The 12,643-nt window shown below is 46.5% G+C and carries 23 protein-coding genes; all 23 read left to right on the top strand.

The features are described 5' to 3' along the window. Positions 1-8 precede the first annotated feature (8 nt). The 23 genes from fusA (at position 9) to rplO (ending at position 12,623) form a co-directional block, all read left to right on the top strand. Complete coding sequence (gene fusA, locus HQ393_RS10955; RefSeq protein ID WP_179355218.1) at positions 9-2,105, top strand: elongation factor G; 2,097 nt, start codon at positions 9-11, stop codon at positions 2,103-2,105. 18 nt (positions 2,106-2,123) lie between these two features. After that, on the top strand, positions 2,124-3,314 hold the full coding sequence (gene tuf, locus HQ393_RS10950) for an elongation factor Tu (protein ID WP_179355217.1): 1,191 nt from the start codon (positions 2,124-2,126) through the stop codon (positions 3,312-3,314). Positions 3,315-3,326: 12 nt separating this feature from the next. Next, the gene (rpsJ, locus tag HQ393_RS10945; protein ID WP_179355216.1) at positions 3,327-3,638 is read left to right on the top strand and encodes a 30S ribosomal protein S10; all 312 of its coding nucleotides are present in this window, start codon (positions 3,327-3,329) and stop codon (positions 3,636-3,638) included. Positions 3,639-3,781: 143 nt separating this feature from the next. Next, on the top strand, positions 3,782-4,426 hold the full coding sequence (rplC, locus tag HQ393_RS10940; RefSeq protein WP_179355215.1) for a 50S ribosomal protein L3: 645 nt from the start codon (positions 3,782-3,784) through the stop codon (positions 4,424-4,426). After that, entirely contained in the window at positions 4,426-5,046 is a 621-nt protein-coding gene (gene rplD / locus HQ393_RS10935; protein WP_179355214.1) for a 50S ribosomal protein L4, read from the top strand. The genes rplC and rplD overlap by 1 nt, the downstream gene beginning before the upstream one ends. Further along, positions 5,046-5,348 (top strand): 50S ribosomal protein L23, encoded by a 303-nt coding sequence (gene rplW / locus HQ393_RS10930; RefSeq protein WP_218871426.1) that lies wholly within the window; start codon positions 5,046-5,048, stop codon positions 5,346-5,348. Before rplD ends, rplW begins: the two co-directional genes overlap by 1 nt. Positions 5,349-5,360: 12 nt before the next feature. Next, positions 5,361-6,194, top strand: a complete 834-nt coding sequence (rplB, locus tag HQ393_RS10925; protein WP_179355212.1) for a 50S ribosomal protein L2 — start codon at positions 5,361-5,363, stop codon at positions 6,192-6,194. Positions 6,195-6,200: 6 nt separating this feature from the next. After that, the gene (gene rpsS / locus HQ393_RS10920; RefSeq protein WP_157670839.1) at positions 6,201-6,476 is read left to right on the top strand and encodes a 30S ribosomal protein S19; all 276 of its coding nucleotides are present in this window, start codon (positions 6,201-6,203) and stop codon (positions 6,474-6,476) included. Between the two features lie 9 nt (positions 6,477-6,485). Continuing rightward, the gene (gene rplV, locus HQ393_RS10915) at positions 6,486-6,815 is read left to right on the top strand and encodes a 50S ribosomal protein L22 (RefSeq protein ID WP_179355211.1); all 330 of its coding nucleotides are present in this window, start codon (positions 6,486-6,488) and stop codon (positions 6,813-6,815) included. Positions 6,816-6,825: 10 nt separating this feature from the next. Next, positions 6,826-7,530: a 30S ribosomal protein S3 gene (gene rpsC / locus HQ393_RS10910; protein ID WP_179355210.1), complete on the top strand. Its 705-nt coding sequence runs from the start codon at positions 6,826-6,828 to the stop codon at positions 7,528-7,530. Continuing rightward, complete coding sequence (gene rplP / locus HQ393_RS10905) at positions 7,514-7,930, top strand: 50S ribosomal protein L16 (RefSeq protein WP_179355209.1); 417 nt, start codon at positions 7,514-7,516, stop codon at positions 7,928-7,930. Before rpsC ends, rplP begins: the two co-directional genes overlap by 17 nt. Then, entirely contained in the window at positions 7,930-8,118 is a 189-nt protein-coding gene (rpmC, locus tag HQ393_RS10900) for a 50S ribosomal protein L29 (protein ID WP_179358481.1), read from the top strand. Before rplP ends, rpmC begins: the two co-directional genes overlap by 1 nt. A 1-nt stretch (position 8,119) precedes the next feature. Further along, positions 8,120-8,383 carry a 30S ribosomal protein S17 gene (gene rpsQ, locus HQ393_RS10895; RefSeq protein ID WP_179355208.1) on the top strand — a complete coding sequence of 88 codons (264 nt, stop codon included), beginning with the start codon at positions 8,120-8,122 and terminating at the stop codon, positions 8,381-8,383. Between the two features lie 199 nt (positions 8,384-8,582). Continuing rightward, positions 8,583-8,951, top strand: coding sequence for a 50S ribosomal protein L14 (rplN, locus tag HQ393_RS10890; protein WP_157670834.1), 369 nt, complete (start codon positions 8,583-8,585; stop codon positions 8,949-8,951). A 12-nt stretch (positions 8,952-8,963) separates the two neighbouring features. Then, entirely contained in the window at positions 8,964-9,284 is a 321-nt protein-coding gene (gene rplX, locus HQ393_RS10885) for a 50S ribosomal protein L24 (RefSeq protein ID WP_179355207.1), read from the top strand. Positions 9,285-9,295: 11 nt separating this feature from the next. Next, a complete protein-coding gene (rplE, locus tag HQ393_RS10880) occupies positions 9,296-9,835 on the top strand; it encodes a 50S ribosomal protein L5 (protein ID WP_179355206.1) in 540 nt (179 codons plus the stop codon). Between the two features lie 7 nt (positions 9,836-9,842). Continuing rightward, complete coding sequence (rpsN, locus tag HQ393_RS10875; protein WP_179355205.1) at positions 9,843-10,148, top strand: 30S ribosomal protein S14; 306 nt, start codon at positions 9,843-9,845, stop codon at positions 10,146-10,148. A gap of 15 nt (positions 10,149-10,163) precedes the next feature. Next, positions 10,164-10,556 carry a 30S ribosomal protein S8 gene (gene rpsH, locus HQ393_RS10870; RefSeq protein WP_179355204.1) on the top strand — a complete coding sequence of 131 codons (393 nt, stop codon included), beginning with the start codon at positions 10,164-10,166 and terminating at the stop codon, positions 10,554-10,556. Between the two features lie 12 nt (positions 10,557-10,568). Next, on the top strand, positions 10,569-11,102 hold the full coding sequence (gene rplF, locus HQ393_RS10865; RefSeq protein WP_179355203.1) for a 50S ribosomal protein L6: 534 nt from the start codon (positions 10,569-10,571) through the stop codon (positions 11,100-11,102). 13 nt (positions 11,103-11,115) lie between these two features. Next, entirely contained in the window at positions 11,116-11,469 is a 354-nt protein-coding gene (gene rplR / locus HQ393_RS10860; RefSeq protein WP_157670828.1) for a 50S ribosomal protein L18, read from the top strand. Between the two features lie 20 nt (positions 11,470-11,489). Next, complete coding sequence (gene rpsE, locus HQ393_RS10855; protein ID WP_179355202.1) at positions 11,490-12,005, top strand: 30S ribosomal protein S5; 516 nt, start codon at positions 11,490-11,492, stop codon at positions 12,003-12,005. Then, positions 12,002-12,187, top strand: coding sequence for a 50S ribosomal protein L30 (gene rpmD / locus HQ393_RS10850; RefSeq protein ID WP_157670825.1), 186 nt, complete (start codon positions 12,002-12,004; stop codon positions 12,185-12,187). The genes rpsE and rpmD overlap by 4 nt, the downstream gene beginning before the upstream one ends. Position 12,188: 1 nt before the next feature. Next, the gene (rplO, locus tag HQ393_RS10845; protein WP_179355201.1) at positions 12,189-12,623 is read left to right on the top strand and encodes a 50S ribosomal protein L15; all 435 of its coding nucleotides are present in this window, start codon (positions 12,189-12,191) and stop codon (positions 12,621-12,623) included. Positions 12,624-12,643 lie beyond the last annotated feature (20 nt).

Raw genomic sequence — 12,643 nt, 5'->3', positions numbered from 1 at the left:
ATTGAGCCGTGGCACGTAAGACCCCTATTGAGCGTTACCGTAATATCGGTATCTCTGCTCACATTGATGCTGGTAAGACTACTACGACTGAACGTATTTTGTTCTACACCGGTGTAAATCATAAAATCGGTGAAGTTCATGATGGCGCCGCCACTATGGACTGGATGGAACAAGAGCAAGAGCGTGGTATTACCATTACTTCTGCTGCAACTACGACATACTGGAAAGGTATGGGTATGCAGTTCCAGGAGCACTTGGTAAATATTATTGATACCCCAGGACACGTTGACTTTACGATTGAAGTAGAGCGTTCAATGCGTGTGCTTGATGGGGCTTGTATGGTTTATTGTGCTGTAGGCGGTGTTCAGCCTCAGTCGGAAACTGTATGGCGTCAAGCAAACAAATACAACGTTCCGCGTTTGGCGTTTGTGAATAAGATGGACCGTTCAGGTGCCAACTTCTTCCGTGCCGTCGAGCAAATGAAAATTCGCTTGAAAGCTAACCCAGTACCTGTTGTTGTACCTATTGGTGCAGAAGACAAGTTTGAGGGTGTTGTTGACCTGCTCAAAATGAAAGCGATTATCTGGGATGAAGCGTCTCAAGGTATGAAGTTTGAGTATGGCGACATCCCTGCGGATCTGGTTTCGGTTGCGCAAGAATGGCGCGAAAAAATGGTTGAAACTGCTGCTGAAGCAAGTGAAGACCTAATGAATAAATATCTCGAAACTGGCGCATTGTCAGAAGAAGAGATTATTGGCGCACTGCGTACGCGTACTTTGGCGTGCGAAATTCAGCCTGTATTGTGTGGTTCGGCCTTTAAGAATAAAGGTGTTCAGCGCATGCTGGATGCAGTGATCGAATTCTTGCCGTCACCGCTTGATATTGATGATGTGAAGGGTGTTGATGATCGTGAGCAAGAGGCTACTCGCCCAGCTTCGGACGACGCTCCATTCTCTGCGCTTGCATTCAAATTGATGAATGACCCATATGTTGGTCAGTTGACCTTCTTCCGGGTTTATTCGGGTGTGTTGAATTCTGGCGATTCCGTTCTTAACTCTGTTAAAGATAAAAAAGAACGTATCGGTCGTATCGTGCAAATGCATGCAAACGATCGTAAAGAGATCGAAGAGGTGCGCGCAGGCGACATCGCTGCTGCTATTGGTCTGAAAGATGTGACGACTGGTGAGACTTTGTGTGATCCAGCTAATCCAATCATCTTGGAGCGCATGGTATTCCCTGAGCCAGTAATTCACGTTGCGGTTGAGCCAAAAACAAAGGCTGACCAAGAGAAGATGGGTCTGGCATTGGGTCGCTTGGCTAAAGAAGATCCTTCTTTCCGTGTGCGTACTGATGAAGAGACGGGCCAGACAATTATGTCTGGTATGGGTGAATTGCACCTTGAGATCTTGGTTGACCGTATGAAGCGTGAGTTTGGCGTTGAGGCTAATGTGGGTGCACCACAGGTTGCTTACCGTGAAACGATTACGCAAATCGCCGCTGATGTGCAAGGTAAGCATGCTAAGCAGTCTGGCGGTAAAGGTCAGTACGGCGATTGTACGATCACTATCGAGCCAGCAGGTGAAGGTAATGGTTATAGCTTCCACGACGAAATCAAGGGTGGTGTAATTCCTCGTGAATTTATCCCGTCAGTTGATAAGGGTATTCAAAATACCCTGAAATCAGGCGTGTTGGCTGGCTTCCCTGTTGTTGACGTGAAAGTACGTTTGACATTCGGTTCTTACCATGATGTTGACTCTTCGCAAATTGCGTTTGAGTTGGCTGGCTCTTTGGCATTTAAAGAAGCTATGCGTCGTGCGGGTCCGGTAATTCTTGAGCCAATGATGGCTGTTGAAATCGAGACTCCAGAAGACTACATGGGCGACATTATGGGTGATATCTCATCTCGTCGCGGTATCTTGCAAGGTATGGACGACAATCCTGCTGGCGGCAAGATGGTAAAAGCCGAAGTTCCATTGTCTGAGATGTTTGGTTATTCGACTACTCTGCGTTCTATGTCGCAAGGTCGCGCAACATACTCAATGGAATTCAAGCACTACTCAATCGCTCCTAAGCATATTGCTGATGCAATCATGGCTAAGAAATAATTTTAAGGATATTTAAGAATGGCTAAAGAAAAGTTTACGCGGACAAAACCGCACGTTAACGTTGGTACAATCGGTCACGTTGACCATGGTAAAACCACTCTGACTGCTGCGATCACGACAATCTTGTCTCGCAAATTCGGTGGCGAAGCTAAAGACTACTCACAGATCGATAGCGCTCCAGAAGAAAAAGCACGTGGTATTACTATTAATACTGCGCACGTTGAATACGAAACTGAAACTCGCCACTACGCTCACGTAGATTGCCCAGGTCACGCGGATTATGTAAAAAACATGATTACCGGTGCGGCTCAGATGGACGGCGCGGTATTGGTTGTTTCTGCTGCTGATGGTCCTATGCCACAAACTCGCGAGCACATCTTGTTGTCTCGTCAGGTTGGCGTTCCATACATCATCGTATTCATGAACAAAGCTGACTTGGTTGATGATGCTGAGTTGCTCGAATTGGTAGAAATGGAAGTTCGTGACCTGTTGTCTAAATACGACTTCCCAGGTGATGACACTCCAATCATTACTGGTTCAGCTCGTGCTGCACTGGAAGGTGATCAAGGCGAATACGGCGAGCCAGCAATCTTCCGCTTGGCTGATGCGTTGGATACTTACATTCCTCTGCCAGAGCGCGCAGTTGACGGTACATTCCTGATGCCAGTAGAGGACGTATTCTCTATCTCTGGTCGTGGTACTGTAGTAACTGGTCGTGTAGAGCGCGGTATCGTTAAGGTTGGTGAAGAGATTGAGATCGTTGGTATCGTTCCAACCATCAAAACTACTTGTACTGGCGTTGAAATGTTCCGCAAATTGCTGGATCAAGGTCAAGCAGGTGACAACATTGGTGCGTTGTTGCGCGGTACTAAGCGTGAAGACGTTCAGCGTGGTCAAGTATTGGCTAAACCAGGCTCAATCACACCACACACTAAATTCACGTCAGAAATCTACGTTCTGTCGAAAGAAGAAGGTGGTCGTCATACGCCATTCTTTAGCAACTACCGTCCACAGTTCTACTTCCGTACTACGGACGTAACTGGTGCGATCCAGTTGCCAGAAGGTACAGAAATGGTTATGCCAGGCGACAACGTGTCAATCACTGTAACGTTGATTTGCCCGATCGCGATGGAGCAAGGTTTGCGCTTTGCGATTCGTGAAGGTGGCCGTACCGTTGGTGCGGGCGTTGTAGCTAAAGTCATCGAATAATAGGGACTCACAATGCAAAACCAAAAAATCCGCATCCGTTTAAAAGCTTTTGACTACTCTTTGATCGATCGTTCGGCTCAAGAGATTGTTGAAACTGCTAAACGCACGGGTGCAGTTGTTAAAGGGCCGGTACCTTTGCCAACTAAAATCGAACGTTTTGACGTGTTGCGTTCTCCACACGTTAACAAAACGTCACGTGATCAGTTCGAAATCCGCACGCATTTGCGCATGATGGATATCGTTGATCCAACTGATAAAACAGTTGATGCGTTGATGAAGTTGGACTTGCCAGCTGGCGTTGATGTTGAAATCAAACTAAACTAATTCTTTTGCAGGCTAAGTGCTTGCAGTAAAAAGAAATTATGTGATAGTATCGCGGACTTGCCATTTCGTAATGGCAAGTCCGTTTTATTTTTTAATGGTCATAGCCAGTCAATCGTAACTGGCCCTTGATAAAGGGAATAACTATGAGCTTAGGTCTTGTAGGTCGCAAAGTCGGCATGACTCGCGTCTTCGCTGAGGATGGTGTTTCCATTCCAGTGACGGTGTTGGACATGGCTGCAAACCGCGTCACGCAAATCAAAACGCAGGAAGTGGATGGCTATTCAGCTGTTCAAGTTACTTTCGGCGCTAAAAAAGCTAGTCGCGTAAATAAAGCAGAAGCAGGTCATTTTGCTGCTGCAGGTGTTGAAGCTGGTGAGGGTCTCGTTGAGTTCCGTTTGTCAGCAGATAAAATTGCTGGCCTGAAAGCTGGTGATGCACTGTCGGTTGAGTTGTTTAGTGTTGGTCAGATCGTTGATGTGACCGGTACAACACAAGGTAAGGGTTGGGCTGGTGTTATCAAGCGCTACCACTTTGCCTCTAATCGTGCTTCGCACGGTAACTCTTTGTCTCATCGCTCTGCTGGTTCTATCGGTATGGCGCAAGATCCTGGTCGTGTATTCCCAGGTAAGCGCATGGCTGGTCAGTTGGGTAATGTTAAGCGTACCGTTCAAAACCTGGAAATCGTGCGTGTTGACGCTGAGCGTCAATTGCTGCTGGTTAAGGGTGGTGTACCAGGTTCTAAGGGCAATCAAGTTATCGTTCGTCCGGGCGTGAAGGTGGGTGCGTAATGGAACTTAAATCTGTAAATCTTAAAGGCGAGGCTCAAGCGGCTGTTGCTGGTTCGGATTCTTTGTTTGGTCGCGAATTTAACGAAGCTCTTGTGCATCAAGTAGTTACTGCTTACTTTGCCAATGCGCGTAGCGGTAATCGTGCACAAAAAGATCGTACTGATGTAAAACACACTACGAAAAAACCGTGGCGTCAGAAAGGTACTGGCCGTGCTCGTGCTGGTATGTCTTCTTCTCCATTGTGGCGTGGTGGTGGTAAAACATTCCCAAATAGCCCAGATGAGAATTTCTCACAAAAAGTTAACCGCAAAATGTACCGTGCTGGTATTGCGACTATCTTGTCGCAATTGGTGCGTGAAGATCGTTTGGTTGTGGTTGATTCTTTTGTTCTTGATGCGCCTAAAACCAAAGCTTTCGCTCAGAAATTGGCTGAAATGCAATTGGATAACGTGCTGATCGTAACTAAAGAGTTGGATGAGAATCTGTATCTCGCTTCGCGCAATCTGCCGCACGTTCTCGTGCTTGAGCCGGCGCAAGCTGATCCAGTTAGCTTGGTGCGTTTCAAGAAAGTAGTCTTGACACGTGAGGCTCTTCAGGCGTTTGAGGAGATGTTCGCATGATCAAATTCGCAGAAAATCGCCTGTTGCAAGTGATTTTGGCGCCTGTTGTTTCTGAAAAGAGCACAATGCTGGCCGAGAAATCTGAGCAGGTTGTATTTCGCGTATCTACTGATGCTACTAAAGCTGAAATTAAAGCTGCGGTTGAACTTTTGTTCAAGGTAAAAGTAGATGCTGTAACAACAATTAACGTTAAGGGTAAGTCTAAGCGTTTCGGCCGCACTGCGGGTCGTCGTAAAGATTGGAAGAAAGCCTACGTTAGCTTGGTTGCCGGTCAGGAAATTGACTTGGCTTCTGCGCAATAAGGAGACTGAGAAATGGCTTTGGTTAAAGTAAAACCGACATCCCCAGGTCGCCGCGCGGTTGTTAAAGTTGTTAGTCCGGACCTCCATAAAGGTGCGCCATACGCTCCTTTGTTGGTGAAAAAGTCTAAAACAGGCGGCCGTAACAATAATGGTCACATCACGACTCGTCACATCGGTGGTGGTCATAAGCAGCATTATCGTCTGATTGACTTCCGTCGTAACAAAGACGGTATCGTTGCTAAAGTTGAGCGCCTGGAATACGACCCAAATCGTACTGCTAATATCGCTTTGTTGTGTTATGCCGATGGTGAGCGTAGCTACATTATTGCTCCTAAGGGTTTGTCTGCTGGTATGACTGTTGTATCTGGTTCAGATGCTCCAATCAAAGTGGGTAATACTCTGCCTATTCGCAATATTCCAGTGGGTTCAACAATCCATTGTATCGAATTGCAGCCAGGTAAAGGTGCTCAGATCGCTCGCTCAGCTGGTACTAGTGTACAGCTGTTGGCTCGCGAAGGTGCTTATGCTCAGCTTCGTTTGCGTTCTGGTGAGATCCGCAAGGTGCACGTAGATTGCCGTGCAACGATCGGTGAAGTTGGTAACGGTGAGCATAGCTTGCGTTCGTACGGTAAAGCCGGTGCTAAACGTTGGTTGGGTATTCGTCCGACGGTTCGTGGTACTGCTATGAACCCTGTTGATCACCCACACGGTGGTGGTGAAGGTCGTACAGGCGAAGGTCGCGTACCAGTTAGTCCATGGGGTCAACCTACTAAGGGCTATCGCACTCGTCGTAACAAGCGCACGAACAATATGATTGTGCGCCGTCGTTTCGCGAACAAGGGGTAATGCAACATGGCACGTTCCGTGAAAAAAGGTCCATTCGTTGACCTGCACTTGCTGAAGAAAGTCGAAACAACACGTGCTAACAACGATAAGCGTCCAGTGAAAACTTGGTCGCGTCGTTCTACTATCTTGCCAGATTTTGTTGGCTTGACTATTGCTGTGCATAACGGCAAACAGCACATTCCTGTGTATGTGAATGAAAACATGGTTGGCCATAAGTTGGGTGAGTTTGCTCTGACCCGTACTTTTAAAGGTCATGCCGCGGACAAAAAATCCAAGCGATAAGGTGAAGAAATGCAAGTATCTGCTGTACTAAGCAACACTCGCCTCTCAGCTCAAAAAGCGCGTCTTGTCGCAGACCTCGTTCGTGGCAAGCCCGTAGAGCAGGCGCTGAATATTCTGGCCTTCTGCCCTAAAAAGGGTGCAGTTTTAATTAAGAAGGTTCTTGAGTCGGCTATCGCCAATGCCGAGCACAATGAAGGTGCCGATATCGACACACTCAAAGTGAAAACGATTTATGTGGACAAAGGTCCTTCTTTGAAACGTTTTGCTGCGCGCGCTAAAGGTCGTGGCAATCGTATTGAGAAGCAAACTTGCCACATTACTCTCACTGTTGGCGATTAAGGAGCGACTCATGGGTCAGAAAATTCATCCTACAGGTTTTCGTTTACCTGTAACTAAGAATTGGTCTTCACGCTGGTACGCTAACAGCACTAATTTCGCGAAGATGTTGAATGAAGACATCGAGGTGCGTGAGTTTTTGAAGAAAAAACTCGTTGGTGCTGCTGTTAGTCGCGTAGTTATTGAGCGTCCAGCTAAAAACGCCAAAGTTACTATTTATTCTGCACGTCCAGGTGTGGTTATTGGTAAAAAAGGCGAAGATATTGAGCAATTGAAATCTCAATTGCAAAAAATCTTGAATGTGCCAGTTCATGTAAATATTGAAGAAGTTCGCAAGCCAGAGATTGATGCTCAGATTATCGCTGACAGCATCACTGCTCAACTTGAGAAGCGTGTAATGTTCCGTCGTGCTATGAAGCGTGCAATGCAAAATGCTATGCGCCTCGGTGCGCAGGGTATCAAGATCATGTCTTCTGGTCGTTTGAATGGTATCGAGATTGCTCGTACAGAATGGTATCGTGAAGGTCGTGTTCCTTTGCATACTCTGCGTGCAGATATCGACTATGCAACGTCTGAAGCGAAGACTACCTACGGCATTATCGGTGTAAAAGTTTGGGTTTATAAGGGCGATGTTAAACCGGGTGAGAAATCAGCCGCTGAGCCAGTAGAAACTCAGAAGAAACCACGTAAGGGGCCACGCAATGCTGCAGCCAACTAGACTTAAATTCCGTAAGGTCCAAAAGGGCCGCAATACAGGTATCGCTACCCGCGGTAACACAGTTGCATTCGGCGAGTTCGGTCTGAAGGCAACTAGCCGTGGTCGTTTGACTGCTCGTCAAATTGAATCTGCCCGCCGTGCTATTACTCGCTATATCAAACGTGGTGGTCGTGTGTGGATTCGTGTGTTTCCAGATAAGCCAATTTCAACTAAACCAGCTGAAGTTCGTATGGGTGGGGGTAAGGGTTCTCCTGACTACTACGTAGCTGAAATTCAGCCTGGTAAAGTTTTGTATGAATTGAACGGTGTATCAGAAGAGATTGCTCGTGAGGCCTTCCGTTTGGCTTCAGCTAAGCTTCCTTTTGCGGTAACCGTGGTATCTCGCCAAGTGGGGCAATGATGAAAGCTGCTGAACTACAACAGAAATCCGTTGAAGAGCTGAAAAGCGAATTGACGGCGCTGCTGAAAGCCAAGTTTAGCCTTCGCATGCAGCATGCGACGGGCCAATTGGCTAACACTAGCGAACTCAAGCGTGTGCGCAAAGATATTGCGCGCGTTCTTACCGTTCTCACTCAGAAGGCTGCCTAATATGAGCGAAGCTAAACTCAAGCGTACGCTGACTGGTCGAGTGGTTAGCAACAAAATGGATAAGACAGTAACTGTTTTGGTTGAGCGTTTGGTTAAACATCCGCTTTACGGAAAAATGGTTCGTCAATCTAAAAAATACCATGCGCACGATGAAGCGAATCAATATGGCGAAGGCGATGTTGTGACGATCGAAGAGTGCCGTCCTTTGTCTAAGACTAAGTCTTGGGCTGTTACTGGATTGGTAGAAAAAGCACGCGTCATCTAATTTTATAATTAGTTGTCAATGTTGCTTGCGCGGGCATTCTATCTTGTGTAGAATGCCCGTTTTCCTTGCGTATTGTTCCTTTGTGTTCGATGCGTGTTTTCCCTTCGGGATCCAAAACTGGCCGCTCTTGGCTCGGTTCATCCGGGCACCTGGTTGAACCAGGCTAATTTAGGCGGATTAAGTTGGAGGTTTGTGATAAATGATTCAAATGCAATCAAAGCTTGAGGTTGCTGACAATACTGGTGCGCGTTCTGTTATGTGCATTAAAGTGTTGGGTGGCTCTAAGCGTCGTTATGCATCGGTTGGTGACATCATCAAGGTGAGCATCAAAGATGCGGCTCCACGTGGTCGTGTGAAAAAAGGCGACGTTTATAATGCTGTGGTGGTTCGTACTGCCAAGGGTGTTCGTCGTGCTGATGGCGCGTTGATTAAGTTCGACGGCAATGCGGCAGTTCTTCTTAATGCGAAGCTTGAGCCAATTGGTACTCGCATCTTCGGGCCAGTTACGCGTGAATTGCGTACCGAGCGCTTTATGAAGATTGTATCTCTTGCGCCTGAAGTTCTATAAGAGGAATCCGGTATGAATAAGATTCGCAAAGGCGATGAAGTTGTTGTTCTCACTGGCAAAGATAAAGGTAAGCGCGGTACTGTTGTTCGCGCACTGCCTGCTACTGAGCGTGTTGTGGTTGAGGGTGTTAACGTAGTAAAAAAACACCAAAAGCCAAATCCAATGCGTGGCGTACAAGGTGGTATTGTTGAGCTGACTATGCCAGTTCACGTATCTAATGTTGCTATTTTCAATGCTAAGACTGGCAAGGCTGATCGTGTTGGCTTCAAGACTCTTGAAGATGGCAAGAAAGTTCGCGTGTTTAAGTCTAGTGGCGAAGTAGTTGGCGGCTAAGGGGAATTACAATGGCTCGTTTTCAAGAAGTATATGAAAGCAAGATCGTTCCTGAGTTGGTTAAACAATTCGGCTACAAATCTGTAATGCAGGTGCCTCGCATTGAAAAAATCACCATTAACATGGGTGTTGGCGAAGCAGTTGCAGATAAAAAAGTTATGGAATTCGCGGTTGGTGACATGCAAAAAATTGCAGGTCAGAAACCAGTGGTTACGAAGTCTAAAAAGTCTATTGCAGGCTTTAAGATTCGTGATGGTTACCCAGTAGGTTGTAAGGTGACTTTGCGTCGTGAACGCATGTATGAATTCTTGGATCGTTTGGTTACGATCGCACTCCCGCGTGTGCGTGACTTCCGTGGTATTGGTGGTAAATCTTTTGACGGCCGTGGTAACTTCAACATGGGCGTTAAAGAACAAATCATTTTCCCGGAAATTGAGTACGATAAGATTGATGCTCTGCGTGGCATGAATATTACCATTACGACTACGGCTAAGACTGATGAGGAAGCTCGCGCTTTGCTCGCAGCCTTTAAGTTCCCGTTCAAGAATTGAGGCGATCATGGCAAAACTTGCACTGATTAATCGTGAAGCTAAACGCGCTGCTGTAGTTGCAAAATTTGCTGCTAAGCGTGAAAAGCTCTTGGTCATTATTAATGATCAAAATGCGAGTGAGGAAGATCAATTCCAAGCTCGTTTGAAACTCCAGCAACTGCCACGTAATTCTTCACCTGTTCGTTTGCACAATCGTTGCAAATTGACTGGTCGTTCACGTGGTGTGTTCCGTAAGTTCGGTCTTGGCCGTAGCAAGTTGCGTGATCTCGCCTTTAAGGGTGAGATTCCGGGTCTTGTTAAAGCAAGCTGGTAATAGGAGAGAAATAACATGGCAATGCATGATCCTATCGCCGATATGCTGACTCGCATCCGTAACGCGCAGCGTGCTGATAAAGCTTCGGTAGTAATGCCTTCTTCTAAATTGAAGGTAGCGATTGCAAAAGTTTTACACGAAGAAGGTTATGTTGAATCGTTCTTGGTTACTGGTGAAGTTAAGCCGGTGCTGACGATTGAATTGAAGTACTACGCTGGACGCCCAGTAATTGAGCGCCTTGACCGTATTTCAAAACCAGGCTTGCGTGACTATCGCAGTACTAGCGATATCCCAAGTGTGATGAATGGTCTTGGCGTGGCAATCTTGTCCACTTCCAAGGGTGTGATGACCGACCGCAAAGCACGCGCCAATGGTATTGGTGGTGAGTTGCTGTGCATCGTTGCTTGATGAGGTGTCACAATGTCTCGCGTAGCTAAAAATCCGGTTGCAATTCCGGCTGGTGTCGAAGTTAAACTCGGCCAAGGTAAAATCGAAGTTAAGGGTCCTCAGGGTACTCTTACTCATCCAGTTGTTGCTGACGTAGCTGTTGAAGTTAAAGACGGTTCGGTTACTTTTGCTGCCAATGGCAATAGCAAATTTGCTCGTTCAATGTCTGGTACTTTGCGCGCTTTAGTTAACAACATGGTAAATGGTGTTAACAAAGGCTTTGAGCGTAAATTGACACTGGTTGGTGTTGGTTACCGTGCTCAAGCTCAAGGCGATGTGCTGAATCTGTCATTGGGTTTTTCTCATCCAGTTGCACATCAAATGCCCGTGGGTATCAAGTGCGAGACTCCGTCTCAAACTGAGATCATCCTGAAGGGTGCCGATAAACAACTTCTAGGTCAAGTTGCAGCCGAGATTCGCGCTTACCGTTCTCCTGAGCCATATAAAGGCAAGGGTGTACGTTATTCTGACGAAGTGGTTGTTATCAAAGAAACCAAGAAGAAGTAATCGAGGCTGAATTATGGATAAGAATCAAAGCAGACTTCGCCGTGCACGTAAAACCCGTGCCAAGATTGCGGAGCTCAAGGTCGTGCGCTTGTCTGTGCACCGTACCAATAGCCATATTTACGCTCAGATCATTGATGAGACTGGGAGTAAAGTTTTGGCTTCTGCTAATACACTTGAAGCGGCTCTGCGTTCTGAAGTTAAGAACGGCGGCAATGTTGCAAGTGCAGTGGCTGTAGGTAAGCTGATTGCTGAAAAGGCAAAAGCAGCTGGTGTTCAAAACGTAGCTTTCGATCGCTCAGGTTTCCAATACCACGGCCGTGTTAAAGCACTGGCTGATGCGGCTCGTGAAGCTGGCCTCGTCTTCTAATTGAGTTTGGAGTTCAAATAATGGCTAAGAACGAAATGGAAGATCGTCAGGACGGCCTTCGGGAGAAGATGGTAAGCGTGAATCGCGTTACCAAAGTCGTTAAAGGCGGTCGTATCCTTGGTTTTGCTGCTCTTACTGTCGTTGGTGATGGTGATGGTGGCGTTGGTATGGGTAAGGGCAAATCTAAGGAAGTGCCAGTAGCTGTACAAAAAGCGATGGAAGAAGCTCGTCGCAAAATGGTTAAAGTAAGCCTGCGTAACGGTACTGTTCAGCACACTGTTTTTGGTAAGCATGGTGCTACAACTGTGTTTATGCAGCCCGCACCTGAAGGTACTGGTATTATTGCTGGCGGCCCGATGCGTGCAGTATTTGAAGTAATGGGTATTCATAACATTACTGCCAAATGCCATGGCTCTACTAACCCATACAATATTGTGCGTGCTACTTTAGACGGTTTGTCTAAGTTGCATACACCAGCTGAGATTGCTGCTAAACGTGGTAAATCAGTTGAAGAGATTCTTGGGGGTGCACAATGAGCGACGTTAAAACAATTAAGGTGACTTTGGTAAAAAGCCTAATTGGTCGTCTTGAGTCTCACAAAGCCTGCGCACGTGGTTTGGGTCTTCGTAAAACTAATAGCTCTGCTGTGGTTATCGATACACCAGAAAACCGTGGTATGGTTAACAAGATCAGCTACTTGCTGAAGGTTGAGGGTTAAAATGGAACTTAATACTTTAACTCCAGGCGTTGGCGCAAAGCATTCAAGCAAGCGTGTTGGTCGTGGTATTGGCTCTGGCCTTGGTAAAACATGTGGTCGTGGTCACAAAGGTCAAAAATCACGCGCTGGTGGTTTTCATAAGGTAGGTTTCGAAGGCGGTCAAATGCCTTTGCAACGCCGTTTGCCTAAGCGTGGTTTCAAATCTTTGGCTCAAGGTAAAAATGCTGAAGTTACACTTTCTGAATTACAAGCGTTGCCTATCTCTGAAATTGATATGCTTAGCTTAGTTCAGGCTGGTTTAATTTCTCAACACTCAATCAGCTGCAAAGTTGTATTGTCTGGTGCGATTGAAAAAGCTGTAACACTTAAGGGTGTTTTGGCTACTAAAGGCGCTAAGGCTGCAATTGAAGCTGCTGGTGGTTCTGTTGGCGAGTAATAATTATTAAAGGTTAAGGC

The organism is Chitinibacter bivalviorum (genome assembly GCF_013403565.1).
Classification (GTDB): domain Bacteria; phylum Pseudomonadota; class Gammaproteobacteria; order Burkholderiales; family Chitinibacteraceae; genus Chitinibacter; species Chitinibacter bivalviorum.
This window is presented reverse-complemented; position numbering and strand designations above follow the sequence as displayed.